Here is a 20,060-nt window from a genome sequence, read left to right as displayed (position 1 = left end):
TCATCGAGCCAACTGCGGCGGCTTACCCGCCGCTGGAGAACATCGAACCATCTCACTGCCCGCCGCTGACTGTGACGCTCCGCCCGGCCACCCGGGCGAACAGCCGCGGGTCGTACATCGCCTCGGCCGAGGCCGCCGGCAGAGTGTAGCGGCCCGAGTAGGTGGCGGTCAGACGGATGACGAACTGCCGTTTCTGATCGGAATCGTCATTCAGGTTGAAAAACCAGTTCACCCGGTCGTCCCGGATGTCCACGTAGTCCTCGCCGCCCAGGTTGAATTTTTTCATCCAGTCGGGACGGTTCTCCTCGTTCAGCCGCAGGTTGTCGATCTCCCAGCCGGAGGGGAACACGGCGCTCAGGGCCAGGGAGCTCAACTCCTCGCTGCTGGTGCGCTCCACCGTGTACAGGGCCCAGAACGAGCGGCCTTGGGCCAGGGCGCCCGGATCAAGCGCCGCCCCATCCTCGTCCATCCAGTCGACTTTCAGCCTCAGCCCCTTCTCCTCGGTCTTGATCTGTGGATCGAGCGGGACACCGTCGCTCTGCAGCACCACGTAGAGTGGCTTTCCTGCGCTGGAATTCAGTTTCAGCTTCCCACCCTCGCGGCCGGTCAGCTCGACCGCGCAGCGGCCGCCGCTAAACTCGAGCGGCTTGGCCGCACCGCCGTCCAGGCTCAGGCTCACCTGCGCCTGGCCGCCCGACAGCTCGCCGCCGTGCTTGTGCAGGTAGCGCCCGAACGCCAGGAGGGCGAAGGCGGTCTCCTGGGTGCTGAAATAGTCGTTCGCCTTGCTGAAACGCGCGCCGACAGTCTGGAACAGGCGGGCGGCGTTGAGGTCGTCGCCCATCAGGTCGGCCAGGTAGAGGATCAGGGCGCGGTCGCGGAAATCGGAGCCGAAAGTCCGGCCGGTTTCGCGGTAGGCCCGGGGGTTGTCGGAGGGTACTGTGGCCAGACGCCTGGCCATGTCCGGCCGCCCGGCCAGATGGTAGGCCGCGGCCAGCAGCCAGCGGTCCGCCTCTTCCAGACCGTCCAGGTGGTTCTCGCGCAGCCAGTTCATGCTGCTCATCTGGGGGCGCTCGGCCAGGGCCAGCAGGAACAGGTCGTAGGTCATAACCTTGTACTCCCAGTCCTGCTCCGGCCATTTCTTGACCATACGGCTGGTGCAGGCGATCCAACTGTCCAGCAGTCCGGGCGGCACGTAGTAGCCCTTTTCCCGGGCCGCCAGCATGAAATGCCCGGCCCAGGCGTGGGTCCAGGAATAGTCCTCGCGGTAGTTCGAGCCCGGCCAGTAGGCCAGGTAGCCGTCCCCAAGCTGGAATCGCCGCAGCTTGGCCAGCGCCACGTTGATATTATCATCCACTGCCTCGGCCTGGCGCTTGTCCAGCACGGCCAGGTCCTTGAGGTAAAGCTGCGGGAACGCGCCGGAGGTGGTCTGCTCCAGGCAGCCGTAAGGATAGTGGATCAACTGGTCCAGACGGTAGGCGAGATTCAGCTCCGGCAGGGTGTTGACCACCAGACGGGTGCTGTTGGTGCCGGGCAGTCCCAGGGCCGGGATATCGAGCGTCAGGGGCTTGCCGCTTTCGAGCAGCTCCTCCCGCGCCCGGCTCACCAGCGGGCTGGAGGGGCGCACTGTCAGGTTCACCGTCTCCTCGGAGCGGTTGGAGCCGGAGACTGCGCTCACCTTGATCCGGGTCTGCCCCACGGCCTCGGCCGCCTTGAGCCGGAAAGTTACAAGCTGGCTCCCGGTCTTGTCGAAACTCAGGCTGCGGGTGGGCTCGCCGGTCCGGGTGAGCAGGCTGTCGGTTTCGAGCCGCACCTGGGCGCTCAGCGGCACTCCCTCCAGGGCGAACACCGTGACCGGCAGGTCGAACTCCTCACCCGGGCCGATCACACGCGGCACCGTGGGCAGCACGATGAGCGGGGTGCGGACCGGCACCGACTTCTCCTGCGAGCCATAGGCCCCGTCCCACAGCGAGACCGCCATCACGCGCACGGCCCCGATGTAGCCGGGCATGCGCAGGGGGACTTTAACGCTCCGGCCCGCCTCGATATGCACCGGCCCCGAAAACAGCGCCACCGGCCGGAACCTCTGGCCCTGCTCCGGGGCGGCCCGCTTGCGGCGGGCCGAGTCGAAATCGCCGCCGATCGTGTAGCGCTGGCCGATATTGCCCCGGACCGCATCCAGCACGTTGTCGAACAGGTCGGAGGTCTCGACATCCAGCCGCTGCTTGGCGTAGAAATGTTTCCACGGGTCGGGGGTGGTGAAATCGGTCAGGTCGAGCAGGCCCTCATCCACCACCGCCACCGTGGCCCAGCCGTCACGCCCGCCCTCCAGCGACAGCTCCACCGTGAAATCACGGTTCGGCTCCAGCTTGTCCGGCAGAGCCAGCTTAAGCGGCAGACGGGTCTTGGGGTCCTCCACCATCAGCGGGACAATCCCGTAAAGGCGCAGGGGCAAATCGTTGTTCCGCTGCGACTGCGCCTGGAGCAGCGACACCGAGACATAGGCGTTGGGCAGCAGCTGACGGGTGACCGGGATGTCGAACTCCAGCCAGCCGGTCTCGACTTTCTGCCAGCGGCTCCAGAGTATCTCGCCGCCTTTCTCCAGGGTCAGAAGGGCGTGGCCGGGCCCAGGGGCCTCCACCCGCAGGCGGGCGGTCTCGCCGGGAGCGTAGACCTTGCGGTCGCACAGCACGTTCAGCACATCCGCCCGGCCGGGCACGCTCCGGGCGTTCGAACCCCAGGAGGAGGCGTAGAACATCCAGCCCGTGCTGTGGCCCGACACCTCATCCCGGGCTTCGAGGAAATACATGCCGGAGTAATCGGGGTTGAAAGAGAACTCCACCGGCTCCGGTCCGGAGGACAGGGTGGCCTCACTGACACAGCGGGTGAAATCATCGTCGCGGAAACGGAAACGGTCCGAGCGGCCCCACTCGAAATCCCACCACCAGTAACGGCTGTTGCGGTACAGCCGCACCTTGATCTGGTGCCCGGCCACCGGAGCGCCGCTGCGGTCGAGGACCAGGAGCGGGACTTTCTGCACCTGGCCGGCCCGCATCCAGCCCCAGCGGGATTCGAGCGGCTGGATACCGAGGTAGGTGTCGTAGGCCTCTACGAATAGTGGCTTCACCTCCTCGGTGAAATTGCCCCCCTTCTCGAACACCCGCACTTTGACAAAGCCCTCCAGGGCCGAGGGCACTGTCTGCTCCTGGGTGGGCCGGGCCGCGAAAGAGGCTTTGCCGCCCGCGTCCAGGGCGCCCGTCCAGAGGTCCACCCGGGACTGCTCGAACTGGAGCTGCGGGTTGGTGAAAACGAACTCCGGGTAGCGCTTGAACCGCCGCTCCACCGGCCGCAGCCACATCTCGGCCTCGCACTTGAGCTCGGCGGCAGGCGCCCCGAACAGCCAGCGCGAGTCCACCGCCACCTTGAACTCCTTCAACTCCACCGTGTCGGGCAGGCTGAGTTCGACTTTCAACCGGTTCGGGATCACGGTCTCGACCTTGATCTCGTGGCTGAAACTGCGGTCGCCCACCAGCAACTCGGCCATCCAGGCGCCGGTCATGTCGGTGCTGTTGCCGGCCAGGTCGAAACAGTACAGGCCATTGTGTCCCTGGCTGTTGACCCGGGTGTCGATCAGCTGCCCGCGCGGGTTGAACAGTTTCAGGGTGACCGGGTGGTCGGCCGGGAAAGGTTTGTCACGGTTGCGCGCCACGCAGCTCAGGTGCACGGTGTCACCCGGACGGTAGACCCCGCGGTCGGTGTAGATGAAAGCGTTGACCCCGGCCGGATCGACCTCGACCCCGCCGGTTTCGAAACCGCTTATCCGCCAGGAGTCCTGGAAGGTCTTCAGGCAGGAGCGGTCCTCGCCCTTTTCCGCCGCCACGTACAGGGCGTCGTGGTCCTCGAGGTCGAACTCCACCTTGCCGTCGCTGTCGGTGGTCGCGCCGGCGAGCACCTGGAGCTGCTTGGAGAACAACTGGACCCGGGCCCCACTGACCGGCCCGCCGCCCGAGATCGAGCTGACAAAGACATACAGCTTCTTCTCCGACCATTTGGCCGTGAGGCCCAGATCGGTGCTGATCAGCAGCTTTGAGCTGTTGTAGGGCCATTCCCGGCTGGGGGACCAGCCCCGGACCTGCACCACGAACGCGGCCTTGCGGCGGCTGTCCAGGAGCTGCCCGAGGTCCAGCTCGAAACGCTCCCAGATGTCCCGTTTCGTCCCCGGCCGGATGACCTGGGTGTGCACGCTCTTGGCCACCCGCTGCAGGTCGCCGTAATACCAGCGGTCCGGGTCGGAATCATCAAGCTGGTTGACCTGCAGGAACTGGCCCAGGTTGGAGGCGAACACCTGCTGCACGTCCAGCACCAGCGAGTCCAAGTTCATGGCGCGGAACGAGACGCTGCGCTTGCCGGAAAAAGGCAGGAATATGCCGGTCTGATCGAAACGCAGTCCCGGGTCGAGGTGCCTGAACTGGAAATTACGGACATCTGTCTTGCGGGTGCAGGCCCCGGCTGCGCTGCGCACTCCGGGGCGCAGCTCGAAGCGGTAGTCGACCCCGCGCTCGAACGAGGCGCGCACGCGCAGGGTCTGGTCCAGCACCGTGACCGTCATCCCGCCCTCGGGCTCGGGATCGACCGCCACGAAAGCGCTCAAGTCCCGGCTCTTGTCCAGCGGCTCGGTGAACTGGATGTCGATCCCGCAGGGATCGTCCTCCTCGCTCGTGGTTATGCTGCTGACCTCGAACTCCTGGTCCGGGTATATCGAATAGTTCTGGACATATTCCTTCCCCCCGGCAATCGAGCCGTCGACAGTGAGCCGGGCGACCCGGTATTCATCCGTCCGCTCGATATCCTCCGAGCGGACGAGCAGGGTCCGCTCATCGCCGCCCGGGTCCAGGCGCAGGTCGACCCGGTCGTCATCCACCGTGAAAACGATCTTGTCCCGCAGCTCCTCGGGCTTGACCGCCGCGGAAAAGGTCAGCTCGCCTGTCAGCCGCATCTTGCGGGAGGAGGTGTCGCCGACCGTGATCAGCTTGGCGTCGATCTTTTCCAGCTCGAAATCGGCGGGCCGGAAAGTGAAAGTGACCGGCGCGCCGACCTCGATCCTGGGCAGCAGCTTCGTCACATCGAGCGTTCCGGTGTACTGACGGCCCCGCTCGAGTTTTTCCTCAGGGTAATAGGCCAGGGTGTTCCCATCCTCCCAGGCCAGGTAGCCGGGGATGCCGGGGTCGAAAGTGAGAGGCCGCTTCGAGATTTTGACCCCGAACTGGCGTGGTTCGGCCTCCATATTGAGGAACCGGATCCGGATCGGCCCCTTGGCCGAGATGACCTCCGCCGGCAGATAGCTGATCAGCTCCTCCAAGGCCACTTTCCTGGGTGGACCGCCCGTCTCCCATGAGGAACCCTCTTTCTTGCAGCCGCCGGCAGCAAGAAGAAACAGAAGAAGCAGCGAGCCGGCCCTCAGTGCGAATCCGTTTCTCCAGTATCCAGGCATGACCGCTCCTTTCATGGAACAGGGCAGAGAGTTTGAAGTAATCCTGCGGTTGGATGATGGCATTCCGAATCCGGCCGCTGGCCGTGGAAAACGTTTTTACTGACCTGGACCCCGTTATCCAGCGGGTCCCGCGCCTGCAAAAGCGATCTTAAGCCTGTTCAGCAAGGGAGCACATTGCAGCCGAAGAGAATATGATCAAAGAGAGAGAACGCGCACGCCGCCAGGCCCGGCGCCGCCATGCAAGAATGTCCGAGATAACAGCGGCCGCACACACCGGTTATCTGCAGAATTCGATTCGATCTGGGGAGGGTGGAAACAATGACAGATCGTGTCGATCCGGCATTTGGATTATGCAGTCATTATAATTCAACTTGCAATAAATGGAAAGAATTAAGTTTTGGCCCCGCGGCCCCTTGCAGAGGCGCACCGTTTTTGCGCCGACACCCACGGCACGCGCCTTGAGGGCAGCAGGGGCCCGCCGCTCCACGCCCGGCCATGTCCGCGCGGGTAACGCTTTTATGCCTCGGCCCGAGATGCGTGTTCCCGGACGCATACCCGCAGGAACGAACCCGGACCCGGAATTGTCCGGCCATTGACTCCGTTTCCAGCATGCTCCTGCAGCCGCCCCGAGCATCACCTCCGCAACCCCACACCAGCGCATGTCCATAAATGTCACTTTGTGTCGCCTATTGACAACAAGGATCTGGGATGCTATTTTTGATCCTTAAATGTCCAATGTCTGAATCTGGAGCCAGGGAAGCCCAATGCAACTCGGCGTTCGGGAAGTCGCAAAAATACTCGCAGTCTCGGAAAAGACTGTCTACCGCTGGATCAAGCAGGGGGTGATCCCGGTTTACCGGGTCCAGGACCAGTACCGCATACACCGCGCGGAGCTGCTCGAATGGGTGACTACGCGCAAGATGCGGGTTTCCGAGGAGATATTCCAGGAGCCGGAAGCGTCCGGCCAGCCGGTCAGCCTGGTGGATGCCCTGGAGGCCGGGGGGATATTCTATCGCGTGGAGGGCCGTGACCGGGACAGCGTGCTGCGTGAGGTGGTCAATTCCATGCGCCTGCCGGACGGGGTGGACCGGGAGTTCCTGTACCAGGTCATCCTGGCCCGTGAGAAACTGTGCTCCACCGCGGTGGGAGACGGCATGGCGATCCCTCACCCGCGGAGCCCGCTGGTCCTGCATGTGGACCGCCCCGCGATAAACCTGAGCTTTCTGGAGCACCGGGTCGAGTTCGGTGCAATCGACAACCAGCCCGTGCGTGTGCTGTTCACCCTGGTCAGCCCGACTGTGCGCGGGCACCTGCTGCTGCTTTCACGGCTGTCCTTCGCCATCCACGATTCCCGCTTCAAAGAGGTGATTCTCCTTCCTGGCGCCAGGGATGAGATATTGACCGAGGCGCGCCGTCTGGATGAGATGCTGAATAATAAAATGCCAAACGGCGAGAAACGGGCTGTGGTGGAATAGATGTGGTTCTTTGTTGGTTCCCTGCTCATTCTGCTTGCCGGTGGCGTTCTATCCCTGTGCCTTTCCGGGTCCGGCCTGCGGGCCTCAAGGGCCGGCGCCTGGAGCGCTGTCGCGGGCAGCCTGCTCGGTCTCGTGTCCGCGCTCGCGGGCCTCGGCCCCCGTACTGGCTGGGACCTCAACCTTCCCTGGTCGGTCCAGGGCGGTTCGTTGCACCTGGGAATGGACCCCCTGTCCGCGTTCTTTCTTCTCGCCCTTTTCAGCCTGTCCGGGCTGGCCGCGCTGTACGGAGAGGAATACCTCGAAAACCATGTCAGACCTGGGTCCGAGGGTGCCGCCTGGCTGTTTTTCAACGGACTGACCGCCAGCATGGCAGTCGTTCTGACCGCCAGGAACGCCCTTCTTTTCCTGGTCGCCTGGGAGATAATGGCGATCACCTCGTTTTTCCTGGTCAGCCAGGAGCACGAGCAGGGCCGGGTGCGACAGGCCGGCTGGATCTACCTCGTGGCGACCCACCTGGGGACAGCGTTCCTGCTGGTCTTCTTTCTGCTGCTGGGCAGCCGGGCCGGCTCGCTCGAGTTCGCGGATTTCGCGGGCCCGGCCTCTCAGGGGGCCGCGGCCGGAGGGCTTCTGTTCCTGCTGGCCCTGGTCGGGTTCGGCTCCAAGGCCGGGATAGTCCCGTTCCATGTCTGGCTGCCGGAGGCCCATCCGGCGGCGCCCAGCCATGTTTCCGCCCTGATGTCCGGGGTGATGATAAAGACCGGGGTTTACGGTCTGGTCCGCACCCTCGTCTTCCTGGGTCCGCCGCCCGCCTGGTGGGGCTGGCTGCTGGTCGGGGTCGGGATCAGCTCGGGGCTTTTCGGCGTGATCTCCGCCCTGGCCCAGCACGACCTCAAGCGGCTGCTCGCCTTCTCCAGCGTCGAGAACATCGGTATCATCTTCCTCGGCCTGGGCCTGGGCGAGCTGGGCCGCTACGCTGGTTCGGTCCCGCTGGCCGTGGCCGGGTTCGGGGGGGCGCTCCTCCATGTGTTGAACCACTCTGTTTTCAAGGGCCTGCTGTTCCTGGACGCCGGGGCGGTGCTGCGCGCCGCCGGAAAGAAAAGCCTCGACTCGCTGGGCGGTCTATACAAGCGGATGCCCTGGACCGGCTTCAGTTTCCTGGTCGGGTCGGTGGCCATCTCCGGGCTGCCGCCGCTCAACGGCTTTGTCGGCGAGTTCCTGATCTACCAGGCCTGCCTGCGGGGAGTAATCCAGCCGTTGCGTCCGCTCAGCATCCCGGCGCTCGCGGTGATCGGCACCCTGGCCCTGATCGGCGGGCTGGCTGCGGCCGTCTTCACCAAGGCGTTCGGGATCGTTTTCCTGGGTGAGCCGCGCAGTGAAAGCTGTTCCAAAGCGCACGACCCGGGCTGGCGGATGCGCCTGCCGCAGATCATTCTTTCCGCACTCTGTCTCGGACTCGGCCTGCTGGCTCCCTGGCTGCTCCTTTGCCTCGGGCCGCTGCTCGCGCTGTTGACCGGCCTGCCGGCCGAAAGCGTGGACAGCTCGCTCGCCGCCTCGGCCTCGACCCTCATGTACGTGAGCGCCGCCGGGGCCGGCCTGCTGATCCTGGCCGCGGGGATTTACCTTTTCCGCCGGGGCCTGCTGGCCCGCCGGACAGTCGGGGAGGCGGGCACCTGGGACTGCGGCTACATCGCCCCCGACCCGCGCATGCAGTACACCGCCGCCTCCTTCTCCAGGCCGCTGGCCAACCTTTTCCGCCAGATAGTGCCGGCCGAGACGCACCGCGACACGCCGGGAGAGCTGTTCCCGCGTCGTGGAAAGCTGGTCTCGACCGCCGTCGACTTTTTCAGGAAATACCTGTACGACCCGGTTTTCCGGGGTATCGCCCGTGTCGCCGACTCGTTCCTGCGGCTTCAGCACGGGAACATCCACATCTACGTGCTCTACATCGCCGTCACCCTTCTGGCGCTGCTGATCTGGAAACTGGGGGTGGGACTGTGAGAGCCTCCGGCCTGATAAGCCTGGTCCTGGCGCTGCTTCTGTCGCCGCTGCTGTCCGGCATAGTGAACCGGGTCAAGGCCTTTTTCGCCGGGCGCCGCGGCTCGCCGCTGCTGCAGCTTTACCACGACCTGTTCAAGCTGCTGCGCAAGGGAGCGGTCTTCAGCCGCACGACCACCTGGGTGTTCCGCGCCAGCCCGTCGCTGGGCCTGGCCGCGGCCATTCTGTCTGCGGCCATCGTTCCGCTGGCCGGCCCCGGCGCTCTGCTCGGCTTCCAGGGCGACCTGATCCTGCTGGCCTACGCCCTGGGACTGTTGCGGTTTTTCACCGTAAGCGCCGCCCTGGACACGGGTTCCAGTTTCGAGGGCATGGGGGCGAGCCGCGAGGTGCAGTTCTCGGCCCTGTCCGAGCCGGCCCTGCTTCTGGGCCTGGCCGCCGTGGCCGCCCTGACCGGCAGCCTGTCGCTCCAGTCCATGTACAACAGGCTGGACCTGTCGCTGTGGCTCCAAGCCGCACCCTCCCTGGTGCTGATCTGCACCGGCTTCTTTGTCGTCTTCCTGGTCGAGAACGCCCGTATCCCGGTGGATGACCCCAACACGCACCTCGAACTGACCATGATCCACGAGGTGATGGTGCTGGACCATTCCGGCCCGGATTTGGCCCTCATCCAGTACACCGCGGCGCTGAAACTCTGGGTGCTGGGTTGTCTGATCACGGGCGTGGGCGTGCCGTTCCGCAGCGGCGGTCTGTGGCCTGACACACTGATCTCCCTGGGCGCCCTGGCCGCTCTGGCGGCGGGAGTGGGGGTGATCGAATCCTCGATGGCGCGGCTCAAGCTTCTCAGCGTCCCGCGCCTGCTGCTGGGGGCCTCGGTGTTCATGGCCCTGGCGCTGATCCTGGTTCTGAGGTGATACACATGTCCATGTGGGTGGATGCGATTTTCGTTCTCGTGGTCGTGACCGACCTCCTGCTGCTGGCCTCCAGCCGCATCGGTTTCTGCATCCGGCTGGTGGCGGTCCAGGGCGCGCTCATGGGCCTTCTGCCGCTGATCCTGCACCAGGCGGAGCTGACACCGCAGGTGCTGGTGATCTCGCTGGCCGGAATCTCGCTCAAGCTTCTGGTTTTCCCCGGCCTGCTGTTCCGGGCCATGCGAGACGGCAACGTGCGGCGGGAGGTGGAGCCGTTCGTGGGCTACTCTTTCTCGCTGCTGGCCGGCGTGGGCATGCTCATCGTTTCGTTCTGGATCGGCTCGCGCCTGCCCCTGACCATTCCGTCTCTCTGGCCCTCGGTGCTTTCGATGGCCTTTTTCAACATATTCGTCGGTCTGTTCGTCCTGGCCAGCCGCAAGAAAGCCCTGACCCAGGTGCTCGGCTACCTGGTGCTCGAGAACGGCATTTACATCTTCGGCGCCGGCCTGGCCCTCGAGGCCCCTCTGCTGGTCGAGCTGGCCATCCTGCTGGACGTGTTCATGCTGGTGTTCATCCTGGGCATCATAATTTTCCACATCAGCCGGGATTTCGAGCACCTGGACATGGACCGTCTTTCGAGCCTCAAAGACTGGCCCGGCGGGGAGGAAAACGACCTGCCCGTTTCCACCGCATCGGCAGAGGAAAGCTGACCCATGCTCGCCTGTCTCATACTGATCCCGGCCCTGGCCGGTCTCGTTTCCCTCTTCGTGCGCGGGAACACCCTGCGCCGTGCCATCCTGCTCGCCGCCGCCTCGGCTCACGCGCTTCTGACCGCGCGGGCCTGGGTCGATTCGCCGCCGCCGGGCCTGGAGGACTATCTGGCCCTGGACCCCCTCGGCCTTATATTCCTGAGCATCCTGAGCCTGCTGTTCCTGCTCTCGTCGGTCTACGCCACCGGCTACCTGAACCGGGAGCAGGGCTCGCCGCAGCCGGACATCCTCGAGGGCACGGTGTTCGCCCGTTCGCCGGAGGCCATTTTCACCGCCTGCCTGCTCGAATTCCTGGCCGCAATGACCCTGGTCACGCTGAGCCAGCATTTCGGTCTGCTCTGGGTGGCGGTGGAGGCCACAACCCTGTTCAGCGCCCCGCTGATCTTCTTTCACCGCAACCAGCGGTCGCTCGAGGCGACCTGGAAATACCTGATCCTCTGCTCGGTCGGCATCGCGCTCGCCCTGCTCGGGAATTTCTTCCTGGCCGTGTCCGCGGCCGACCCGAGCGGCGCCCGCACGCCTCTCGTGCTGAGCGCCCTGCTCGAACATGCCGGGCACCTTCACGTGCAGTGGCTCAAAGCCGCTTTCCTGCTTTTCCTGGTGGGCTACGGCACGAAAATGGGCCTGGCTCCGCTGCATTCCTGGCTGCCGGACGCACACAGCGAGTCGCCCTCTTTCGTCTCCATGCTCCTGTCCGGCGCCCTGCTCAACTGCGCTTTCCTCGGGCTGCTCAGGGTCATGCAGGTCTGCGTCGCGGCGGGCCAGGCGGCTTTCGCCCGGGAACTCCTGGTCCTGTTCGGTTTCCTCTCCCTGGTGACCGCAGCCATGTTCATCCTGCGCCAGAGCGAATACAAAAGGCTCCTGGCCTATTCGAGCGTGGAGCACATGGGCATCCTGATCCTCGGGGTGGGCCTGGGCGGCGCGGGCGCCTACGGCGCCCTGCTGCACTCGATCAACCACTCCCTGACCAAGGGCATGCTGTTCCTGACCGCGGGGAACATCCTGGCGGTCTACCGCAGCCGCAGTATCGACAGGGTGTCCGGCGCACTGCGGGTCATCCCGGTCTCGGGCGCGCTCTGGCTGGCGGGGCTTTTCGCGATCACCGGCACACCGCCGTTCGGGCTGTTCCTCAGCGAATGGACCATCCTGCGCTCCGCGGTGGAGCGCGGGCAGATGTGGGAGGCCGCGCTGCTCCTGGCCCTTCTCGGGGTGATATTCGCCGGCATGAGCGCCAGGATGCTGCGGATGTCCCAGGGTGAGGCCCCGGTCCTGAGCGGGCCGGCGACCGGGTCCGAGCCGGCGAGCTCGATCGTCCCGCCGCTGGTCCTGGGCCTGCTGGTGCTGATACTGGGTCTCTGGTCCCCGCCGGTCCTGACCGAAATGCTGACAAACGCATCCCGCCTTCTGGGAGGCTACTGATGCCGTCGTTCGAGCCACTGCACATACTTAACGGCCAGGCGGCTGCGCTCAAAGACATCCCCTCGGTTCCGCCGGAGGATTTCCGCCGGGCCACCCTGGACTGCGTGGCGGAGGGAGCGCGTGTCTGCGCCCTGTTCGGCTGTCCGGCGGCCGGGGGACGGACCCGGCTGTACATGCTCCTGGCCCACCCGCGCCAGGGGCAGATCGCGGTGTTTTCCAGCGAGGCGGGCCCGAGTTACCCGGCCCTCACCCCGGACTGCCCGCAGGTGCACCTGTTCGAGCGCGAGCTGGCCGAGGATTACGGCATTCTGCCGGAGGGACACCCCTGGCTCAAGCCGGTCCGGTTCCCGCACCGGGAGAACGGGGCGCCGCGCCCGGCGGAAATCGGAATGATCGATTTCTATCGGACCGAGGGCGAACAGGTCCACGAAGTGGCCGTGGGGCCGGTGCACGCCGGGATAATCGAGCCCGGGCATTTCCGGTTCCAGGCCAGCGGGGAGGAGGTGCTGCACCTCGAGATATCGCTGGGATACCAGCACCGCGGGGTGGAGCGCGCCCTGGCCGGAGGTCCGGACAAACGGACAGTGCATTACATGGAGACCCTGGCCGGGGACACCACTGTCGGACACGCTACCGCCTATGCCCAGGTCATGGAATCGCTGGGGGGGAAAAACCCGGGATTCAGGGCCCAGACCTTGCGGGCGGTGGCCCTGGAGCTGGAGCGGATGGCGAACCACGCGGGCGACCTGGGGGCACTGGCCGGAGATATCGGCTACCTGCCCACCGCCTCGTTCTGCGGACGGTTGCGCGGGGACATCCTGAACCTGACAGCCCTCGTCTCGGGCAGCCGGTTCGGGCGCGGCTGGATTCGTCCGGGCGGCGTGGGTTTCGATATCGACTGGGCCACGCGGGACAGGCTGCTGGAGCGGCTGGAAAAGATAGTCCGCGACCTGACCGGCGCGGTCGACCTGCTCTGGAACACCCCCTCGGTGCTGGCCCGCTTTGAGGGCGCCGGCGCGCTGACCGCCGCACAGGCGGTGGAGCTCGGCCTGGTCGGACCGGCGGCCCGGGCCTGCGGTCTGTCCAGGGATGTCCGTTTCGAGCTGCCCTCGGGGAAATACCGTTTCTCGCAGATTCCGGTCGCCACCTGGTCCAGCGGGGATGTTTTCGCCAGGGCCTGGGTGCGCTGGCAGGAAATACTGAACTCGGCCGAGTTCATCCGGGCCGAGCTGGAATCCCTGCAACCGGAGGAAATCCTGACCGCGATACCGGGCCCAGCGCCCGAGTCCCTGGCGGCTGTGCTGGTCGAAGCCTGGCGCGGCGAGATTTGCCACGTGGCCATGACCGGCGCGGATGGACGGTTCAGCCGCTACAAAGCCGTCGATCCGTCGTTCCACAACTGGGCCGGGCTGGCCCAGGCCCTGCGGGGCCAGCAGATTTCGGATTTTCCGCTCTGCAACAAGAGCTTCAACCTGTCGTACTGCGGCCATGACCTCTGAGGCGTGAAGATGATAAAGCCGTTGCTGGAAAGGTTGAGACAGGGCCGCCGCACTTTCCCGTTCCCGGAGGCGGACCCCGAGCTGCCCGAGCGTTTCCGCGGACTTCCGTCGCTCGACACCGCCCGCTGCGGCCGGGATTGCGGGGACGCCTGCCTGAAAGCCTGTCCGACCGGAGCGCTGTCCCGCACGGAAAAAGGCGTGACCCTGGACCTGGGCTGCTGTCTGTTCTGCGCCGAGTGCGCCGCTGTCTGCCCGAACGGTGCGATCCGGTTCACCCGTGAATACCGCCTGGCGGCAAGCAAAAGGCAGGACCTGCTGCTGAAAGAGGACACCCTTCGCCTGGCCAGCGCCTTGGACCGCAAGGCGCTCAAGCTGTTCGGGCACTCGCTGAAACTGCGCCAGGTGAGCGCCGGCGGCTGCAACGCCTGCGAATCCGATGTGAACGTGCTCAACACCCTGGTTTTCGACCTGGGTCGCTTCGGGATCCAGTTTGTCGCCAGCCCCCGTCACGCCGACGGCCTGCTGGTGACCGGCCCGGTCACGGAAAACATGCGCCTGGCCCTGGAAAAAACCTGGGCCGCGGTGCCCGCGCCGAAACTGGTCATCGCCGTGGGGGCCTGCGCCATTTCCGGCGGCCCGTACCGCGGGCGCCCGGAGACGCTGGACGGGGTGGGCCCGTGTCTCCCGGTCGACCTGTATGTCCCCGGCTGTCCGCCCCACCCCTGGTCCATTCTGGACGGGTTGCTGAGGCTGCTCGACAGGTTGGGCTGAACAGGTCGAGATTCCTGGCAATCCGCTCCATCAGCACATTTGATATGGTTTGGAAGTTCTTCGGCAGAGAGTTGTCCTGTCTCAAGACAGACCGGCCTGCCGTGCGCCCGTTTGACCTCGATCCGGTTTGGAGCTTCCGGCGGGATTTAACTACCGGGCCCGAAAAGCAGCAGGCGGGGGAGCGGAGGGAGTGGCCGGTTTTCAGACGAGAAGCAAAAAAATATCTCACCGCGCGGAATCTAATGAAAACAGAAATCTTGATATTTCAATCACCTTGCCCGATGGAGAACATTAACAACCGGCAGCCCGGCTGACCGCAGCCGCAGGAAAGGTTTCTAAAAAGTATTCCTTTTCACAAGCCGGAAATCACACCTGAATTTTTTCAGCGATTTCTCCTGAATCATTCGCGCCGCCACCTGCCCCATCTGTTTGAAATCGGTGGAAAAGACCGTCAGCCCGTCGAGTATTACCTCATTGATCGGCGATTCGTTGTACGAAATGATGCCGATATCCTCACCTATTTTGCAGCCTTTGGCTTTGGCGGTCTTGATAAGCTCTATAAGCTCCCGGTCCATTTGGCCGTTCAGGATCAGGTAAGCCTGGTTTTTCTCGATCTTTTCCGGCGCCATTTTTTTGTAGATCTCGCAAACCAGCCCCCGACTGGAACAGTACCGCCTGATACCATCCTCAATCAGCGGAGCGTACATACTGCTCGGCATCGAAACAACATTCAGCTTGCTGTAGTTATTCAATCTTTCGGCAGCCTGGGCCAGCCCGTCAACAATGTCGTTCGCAAAATCCTGGTACACAACGCCGAAATTCCCAGTTAAGCCTTTGATATAATGATCCAGCAATATGAGTTTGCGGTTCGGGATTCTCTTCAGGGCTTTTATCGCTCTTTTCTGAACGGCGGGCTGCAGAGGAAAATGCGGAGTGACAATATAGTAATCGAAGCGATCCAGGTTCTCCTGCAAATAGTGCTCAAAGAGTTCTATATCCTGATTGTGCAGACGGATAGTGATTTCGGAAAGCTCACCCAATTCATCCGCGAACGAACTGTATAGTACCTGCTTGTAGGTGCTCAGTTTATCAAAAAGCATCAATATCCTGAAAGCTGCACCCTTCCTGTCGGTTACATAGAAGCCCTTTCCGTGCGAGGAGTCGATTACCCCCATCTGCCTGAGGATGGAATAGGCCTTTTTAACGGTCTCTTTCGATATCTCCAGTTCTTCCGAAAGCACGTTCATCGAGGGGAGAAAATCCCCTTGAGCATAGCGGCCACTGTCAACAAGCTCCTGCACCGACCGGATAAGCTGCTTGTAGACAGGCATCTGTGAGGCTTTGTCGATTTTGATTTTCGGTTTCATGTAAACGCGGTTCTCTATGTGGAATCGGAATGTCCCGTTCAGCCAGGACTCGGGCGGCCGCAGGTGAAAGCCCACGACCGGTCCAGGCCCGCCCCTGTTCAGATAAAAGAAATACTTCCCATGCCGCCTTTAGTCAAGAGTCGCTCCCTGCCACCGACATTTCAGGTAAGATACCGGCGCGCCGTCGGAAAAACATTTTTGTTGCAGATACATTTTGAGCCCCTTATATTGAAATTACACCACACTACACCACACCCACAAATTCGAGGCCTGCCGATGGCTACAAATAATCGATGCCCCGGCGCCCGGGAATGAAAACATATCCGCAATACAAGTGGGAAGTCCTCGCCTTGCTTTGGGTTGCCTTCCTCCTCAACCAGGCCGACCGGCAAGTCTTCAATGTGGTCTTACCACTGATAAAAACCGACCTGCGGCTGACCGACCTGCAGATAGGCACAATCGCCACTGTATTCAACATGGTTTTTGCCTTGCTGGTTCCATTCGCGGGATACATTGGCGATGTGTTCAGCAAAAAATGGATAATAGTGACCAGCATTCTTCTTTTCAGCACCGCCACGGTGTTCACCGGTTTCAGCAATGGAATACTGATGTTGGTCCTGCTGAGGAGTATCGCCACGGGGGGAGGGGAATCTCTGTTCGGGCCGGCCAACTACACCCTGCTGGCCGCATACCACAAGGATACGCGGGCGTATGCAATGTCCGTCCACCAGACCTCGTACTACCTCGGTATAATCATAAGCGGGTACGTGGCTGGGTACATCGGTGAGCACTGGGGCTGGAGGAGCGCATTCTACGTATTCGGCGCTATCGGCATCGTTCACGGGACCGTATTGATATTGAGGCTGAAAGACAAAGCGGCGGACCGGGAGGGAATCGGCGGGAGGGAGAGAGTGAAAGCCCTCGAAGCCCTTCAGGTCCTCTTTAAGACACCGACGGCCTTGATTCTCACCGTCGGCTTCAGCGGCTTGATCTTCGTATTGACCGGCTATTTGACCTGGATGCCCACATATCTGTTTGAAAAATTCAACATGAGCCTTTCGCGCGCCGGTTTCCACTCCATGTTCTATACGCACCTCTTTGCCTTTTTCGGAATTATTCTGGCCGGGAAACTCTCGGACAGACTGGCCCGGAAAAATCCCGGAAACCGTATGTTGATGCAGGCGTTAAGCTTATTGGCCGCCACGCCGTTCATAGTCATGATGGGCATATCCAACACTCTGGCCTTGATCTATCTGGGCCTGGCCGGTTTCGGGTTCGCCAGGGCGTTTTTTGACGCCAACACCTACACCGTGCTGTACGATGTGATCCCGGCGAAATATCAGTCCTCGGCCTCCGGGATCATGTTGATGACAGGATTCGGGGTGGGATCGCTGTCTCCCGCCGTGCTGGGCTATCTGAAGCAACGCATCGGTCTTTCGCTGGAGATATCGCTGCTGTCAGTCGTCTGGGTGATTTGCGGGATTCTTCTGCTGGTCGCCTATAAATACTTTTTCAATAAGGATTACGAGAAGGTCCATCTTACTGTGGGTTAGGCATGCCCCTGCAACTTAAAGGTCGATTATATGGACATTAAGAAATTTGAAAAACCGAAAGCGGGCTTACTGCTGATCGCCTCCCCTCGCTTCAAGGACTTGGGAGAGGGCTTGAGCCGGGGGACTTACGGCGAACGTAAAAGCCGGGATGTGGAAGCCATCCTCGGAGCGCTCCGGGAACCGCTGGAGGTGGTTTTCCCGGAGATCGTCTACAGCCGTGAAGATATCCAGCGGGCGATGGATGTCTTCTATGCCGAAAAAGTGGATTTCATCATTGCGGAGTTCCTTTCCTGGTCGGAGGACTTCGCCTGGATCCGCTTTCTGCGGGACATGCCCGAGGCGCCGGTGGTTTTCATCAACCCGGTGAAAGACAGGATGACCTTCGACAGCACGCTGGAGGAGGACGATTTCATCGACTTCCTCTGCTCCGGGACCCTGGTCGGCTCGCTGGAGGCCTCGGGCTCGATCCCGCGGCTGGGCCGGAAAAACATCAAAATAATCACCGGGAGCAGGCTGGAGTTGATCGAACAGATTCTCACTTTCGCCAGGGCGGCGAAAGTGCGGAGCGTGCTGCGGCGGTCGACCCTGGGGCTGCTGGCCAACTACAATCCCCTGATGTGGTCGACCTATATCGACCCCTACAACCTGTTCGTCCGGGTCGGCCCGGAAATGAAATTCGTCACTTACACCACGCTGGCGGATGAGATCGGCTCGGTGAGCGAGGCCCACACGAAAGAATATGTGGCCGAGCTGACCTCGTCCTATCGGGTGGCGGAGGATGTGGACCCCGGCCTGCTCTTCGCCTCCGCCCGGGCCTCGCTCGGCCTGGCGCGGCTGGTCGAGGCCAGCGGTGTCGACGCCATGGTGTTCAACGACCTCGATCCCACCATGTTCAAGCTGGTCGGCCTGCGGCCGGGGTTCTACCATCCCGCCCTCAACCGGAACCTTTCTGTGCTGGTCCCGGAAGCCGACACCGGGGCCTGCCTCATTACCTACATCCTCAAGCTGCTGAGCGGCAGGCAGGTGAATTTCATCGAGCCGTTCCACATCGAGGCCGCCGACAACACCTTTGCTGGCGGGCACGCCGGGCCCAACGACCACAACGACCCCGCCTTTGCCGGCAACGTGATAATCGCCCGGGATGTCCGTTTCGCCAAGAGCGGCTACCGCTATGCCGGCGCGCCGTTCGCCTGGACCAGGATTCCACCGGGGCGGAAGACCATGGCGCATTTGTCCGAGAACAACGGCAGCTATAAAATCGTCGCCACCCTGGTCGACTCACTGGAAGGCGGGCATCGCCTGGCCGGCTACTCGCACGGGATATTCAGGCCCTACGGCCCGGTCGGGGATTTGTTCGACAGAATTCTGAAGATCGGGGCGACCCAGCACTTCGCGCTGGTGGAGGGTGACTACCGGAAAGAGCTTTCCATTCTGGCCGGGCTGCTGGGGTTCGAGTTCCACGCAATCGATTAGAGGCGGACCTTCTCCGCCGGCAAACGATAGAGGAGAAGACTGATATGAGTTTCATGTTCAACCCGCACCCCTACAACGACCCCAGCGCTGTCAACCGTCCCGCCCTCGACGACGGGACAGTGGCCTCGATCGTGACCGGAGCCAAAGAAACCGCCGGGCACCTCGGCCGGCTGTTGATCGAAAAAGCCGCCCGGGGCACGGTGCTGGTCGCCCTGGACGGCTACATCGGGGCGCAGTTCACGCAGACGGTCAACCTGATCTCCCAGCACCTGAAGCAGGCAGCAATCGAGGTGAAAGCGGTCGACATCAGCCGTCTTTTCAAGCCCGGCTCCCAGCTTGATAAAGAGCTGGCGGACAACCTGAAAGAAGACCGCGAAAAAGACCCGGTGCTCCTGTTCGGGAAACTGTTCAAAGGCGGTTATGAAGACCTTTTCGACGCCGGTAAACTGAAAGCTTTCCGCGGTGAGATGGAGAGCCTGAAGAAGGACAACGCGCCGCGGGTGGTCGTGGTCTACGGGTGCGGGTGCAGCGCTCGGGCCCTGCGCCAGTTGTACGATCTCATCTGCTGGTTCGACCTCAGTCCGAAAGAAACGATCCTGCGCGCGCGCCGAGGCTCTTTCGCCAACCTCGGGGACAGCACTTCCAAACCCATAAAAGCCCTCCTGCGACGGTGTTACTACGTTGATTTCGAAATCGCCGGACATTTGAGGTGGGACCTGATCAAGGCCGATGCCATCGATTTCTACCTCGACAGCACCGTCCCGGATGACTTGAAACTGCTCCCGAGAGCTGCATTCGATTCCATCCTGGCGGCCCTGGCGAAATACCCGCTCCGCTGCAAGCCGGTCTACCTGGAGGGGGTCTGGGGCGGCCATTACATCAAAAAGCTGCGCCATCTGCCCGATTCCATGCACAACTGCGCCTGGGTCTTCGACTTCATCCCTCTGGAGGTGAGCCTCGTGGTGGAGGCGGGAAATAAGTTGCTGGAGTTCCCGTTTTTCACTTTCGCCCAGAAACAGGGGCAAGCACTGATGGGAGCCGCGTGCGTGCGGAAATTCAAGGGCTATTTCCCCCTGCGGTTCAACTACGACGACAGCTATCACAGCAGCGGGAACATGTCGATCCAGGTGCATTCCGGCCACGCCTACAATGTCGACAATTTCGGCGAGCACGGCCGTCAGGATGAAAGCTATTACGTGGTGGCGACCGGTCACGGGGCCAGGACCTATATCGGTTTCAACGAGGCGGCCGACCCGGACGAGTTCATCCGGGAGGTAAAAAAGTCGGAAACCGAGTTCACGCCGGTCGATTACCGCAAGTACGTGAACCATATCGACTCCCG

At 62.8% G+C, this 20,060-nt stretch carries 12 protein-coding genes; 10 read left to right on the top strand and 2 right to left on the bottom strand.

The features are described from left to right. Window positions 1-52: 52 nt before the first annotated feature. Window positions 53-5,356 carry a hypothetical protein gene (locus tag LLH00_10640; GenBank protein MCE5271727.1) on the bottom strand — a complete coding sequence of 1,768 codons (5,304 nt, stop codon included), beginning with the start codon at window positions 5,354-5,356 and terminating at the stop codon, window positions 53-55. 896 nt (window positions 5,357-6,252) lie between these two features. Between LLH00_10640 and LLH00_10635 the strand changes: the two genes are divergently transcribed. The 7 genes from LLH00_10635 to LLH00_10605 are packed head-to-tail and all read left to right on the top strand — an operon-like array spanning window position 6,253 to window position 14,325. Beyond that, window positions 6,253-6,963 carry a PTS sugar transporter subunit IIA gene (locus tag LLH00_10635; GenBank protein MCE5271726.1) on the top strand — a complete coding sequence of 237 codons (711 nt, stop codon included), beginning with the start codon at window positions 6,253-6,255 and terminating at the stop codon, window positions 6,961-6,963. Then, window positions 6,964-8,961 (top strand): hypothetical protein, encoded by a 1,998-nt coding sequence (locus LLH00_10630; protein MCE5271725.1) that lies wholly within the window; start codon window positions 6,964-6,966, stop codon window positions 8,959-8,961. Beyond that, a complete protein-coding gene (locus tag LLH00_10625) occupies window positions 8,958-9,869 on the top strand; it encodes an NADH-quinone oxidoreductase subunit H (protein MCE5271724.1) in 912 nt (303 codons plus the stop codon). The genes LLH00_10630 and LLH00_10625 overlap by 4 nt, the downstream gene beginning before the upstream one ends. A 5-nt stretch (window positions 9,870-9,874) precedes the next feature. Further along, window positions 9,875-10,576 carry a hydrogenase gene (locus LLH00_10620; protein MCE5271723.1) on the top strand — a complete coding sequence of 234 codons (702 nt, stop codon included), beginning with the start codon at window positions 9,875-9,877 and terminating at the stop codon, window positions 10,574-10,576. A 3-nt stretch (window positions 10,577-10,579) separates the two neighbouring features. Continuing rightward, window positions 10,580-12,055, top strand: a complete 1,476-nt coding sequence (locus LLH00_10615) for an NADH dehydrogenase FAD-containing subunit (protein ID MCE5271722.1) — start codon at window positions 10,580-10,582, stop codon at window positions 12,053-12,055. Continuing rightward, the gene (locus tag LLH00_10610; protein ID MCE5271721.1) at window positions 12,055-13,554 is read left to right on the top strand and encodes an NADH-quinone oxidoreductase subunit C; all 1,500 of its coding nucleotides are present in this window, start codon (window positions 12,055-12,057) and stop codon (window positions 13,552-13,554) included. The genes LLH00_10615 and LLH00_10610 overlap by 1 nt, the downstream gene beginning before the upstream one ends. A gap of 9 nt (window positions 13,555-13,563) precedes the next feature. After that, complete coding sequence (locus LLH00_10605; GenBank protein MCE5271720.1) at window positions 13,564-14,325, top strand: hydrogenase; 762 nt, start codon at window positions 13,564-13,566, stop codon at window positions 14,323-14,325. A 335-nt stretch (window positions 14,326-14,660) separates the two neighbouring features. Here the strand turns inward: LLH00_10605 and LLH00_10600 are convergent, their stop codons facing one another. Beyond that, entirely contained in the window at window positions 14,661-15,692 is a 1,032-nt protein-coding gene (locus LLH00_10600) for a GntR family transcriptional regulator (protein MCE5271719.1), read from the bottom strand. Between the two features lie 311 nt (window positions 15,693-16,003). Between LLH00_10600 and LLH00_10595 the strand changes: the two genes are divergently transcribed. The 3 genes from LLH00_10595 to LLH00_10585 all read left to right on the top strand — a co-directional run. Continuing rightward, a complete protein-coding gene (locus LLH00_10595; protein ID MCE5271718.1) occupies window positions 16,004-17,245 on the top strand; it encodes an MFS transporter in 1,242 nt (413 codons plus the stop codon). A gap of 111 nt (window positions 17,246-17,356) precedes the next feature. Next, entirely contained in the window at window positions 17,357-18,718 is a 1,362-nt protein-coding gene (locus LLH00_10590) for a hypothetical protein (GenBank protein ID MCE5271717.1), read from the top strand. 44 nt (window positions 18,719-18,762) lie between these two features. Continuing rightward, on the top strand, window positions 18,763-20,060 hold a 1,298-nt coding region (locus LLH00_10585; GenBank protein ID MCE5271716.1), incomplete at its 3' end, for a phosphoheptose isomerase.

It is taken from the genome of bacterium (assembly GCA_021372515.1).
Classification (GTDB): domain Bacteria; phylum Gemmatimonadota; class Glassbacteria; order GWA2-58-10; family GWA2-58-10; genus JAJFUG01.
The sequence above is the reverse complement of the archived record's forward strand: the minus strand, read 5'-3'. Positions and strand labels throughout refer to the sequence as shown.